Source organism: Angustibacter peucedani, from assembly GCF_054779595.1.
The window spans coordinates 1-1555 of sequence record NZ_BAAGXY010000174.1; the positions used below are offsets into that span (position 1 = coordinate 1).

Below are 1555 nucleotides of genomic sequence, written 5' to 3' on the forward strand. Positions count from 1 at the left end.
CGGCGGGCGGCGTGCGCGGCGTGCCGCGCCTCGCGCCGGGCCAGCCGGGCGGTGCGGGCGGTGTCCTTCGCGGCGCGGCGCGCGCGCCAGGGCAGACCGGGCTTGCCCGCGGTGTCGACCGCGGCGATCAGCAGGCCGCCGAGCATGCTGACGTTCTTGAAGAAGTGCAGCTTCTGCTGGGTGCGCTGCGCCGGGTCGTCGGCCTGCCAGAACCGGTGCCCCGCCACGGTCGTCGGCACGAGCGACGCAGCGAGCACCGCGGCCGACAGGCGGGGGAGGCGGCCGGTGGCCAGCAGGGCGCCGGCGCCGACCATGGCGGCGCCGTTGGCCCGCACCAGCAGCTCGGGGTCGTCGGGCAGGCCGAGGACCGGGGCGAGCTTCTCGACGACGGGCGCGGCCGCCTTCGCCTTGGCCGCGGGGTGGCGCAGCTGGTCGAGGCCGCCCTCGACGAACATCGCGGCGAGCATCGGGCGGGCGATACGGCGGACGACGGACATGGCGGGCCTCCTGGTCGGCGGACAGCTCCATCCTGCCGACCCGCCGCGGGCCGCGCGACCCGGGTGCCCGTCGGTGCCGGGTGGCAGGCTGGGGCCCATGTGCGGGAGGTACGCGGCCAGCGCCATCCCGGACGACCTCGTCGAGGAGCTCGAGGTGGCGTCCGACCAGAGCGGCGGCGAGGTGCGCGCCGACTACAACGTCGCGCCGACGCACACGCCGCCCGTGGTGCTCGAGCGCGCGCCGCGCGACGAGCCCGACGCCGCCCCGGTCCGCCAGCTGCGCCTGCTCACGTGGGGCCTGGTGCCGTCCTGGGCCAAGGACCGCTCGGTCGGCTACAAGATGATCAACGCGCGGGCCGAGACGCTGCTCGACAAGCCCGGTTTCAAGCGCGCCGCCGCCGCCCGCCGCTGCCTGGTGCCGGCCGACGGCTGGTACGAGTGGCAGACCAGCCCGACCGCCACCGACGCCAAGGGCAAGCCGCGCAAGCAGCCGTTCTTCACCCACCTCGCCGACGGCGGCCCGCTCGTCTTCGCCGGCCTCTACGAGTTCTGGAAGGACCGCGAGCTCGCGGACGACGACCCCGCGGCGTGGCTCGCGACGTTCACGATCGTCACGACGGCCGCCGAGCCCGGCCTCGACCGGCTGCACGACCGGATGCCCGTCGTCCTGCCGCGCGAGCGCTGGGACGCCTGGCTCGACCCCGCGCTCACCGCGCCGGACGACGTCCGCGACCTGCTCGCGCCCGTCGAGCCGGGGCGGTTCGAGGCCTACCCGGTCTCGCGCCGCGTCGGCGACGTGCGCAACACCGGTCCCGAGCTGCTCGAGCCGGCCGCCCTGGCCGAGCTCGTCGGCGTCGTCGACCCGATGACCGGCGAGGTGCTGGGGGAGCCCGCGTGAGGGTGACGAGCCGCGTGGTCGACGTCGACACCCCGGTCGGCCTGGCCCGCGCGCACGTGCGGCGGCCGGCGTCCGCCGTCGGCACGCTGCTGCTCGGCCACGGCGCCGGCGGCGGCATCGGCGCGCCGGACCTGCAGGCGGCAGCCTCGGCCGCGGTGGC

General features: G+C 77.2%; 2 protein-coding genes. One reads left to right on the plus strand and one right to left on the minus strand.

The annotated features are described in order from the left end of the window. On the minus strand, positions 1-497 hold a 497-nt coding region (locus ACYVJ4_RS18570; RefSeq protein WP_460461530.1), incomplete at its 3' end, for a DoxX family protein. Between the two features lie 97 nt (positions 498-594). Between ACYVJ4_RS18570 and ACYVJ4_RS18575 the strand changes: the two genes are divergently transcribed. Continuing rightward, complete coding sequence (locus ACYVJ4_RS18575) at positions 595-1395, plus strand: SOS response-associated peptidase (protein ID WP_460461531.1); 801 nt, start codon at positions 595-597, stop codon at positions 1393-1395. The last annotated feature ends 160 nt before the right edge of the window (positions 1396-1555 follow it).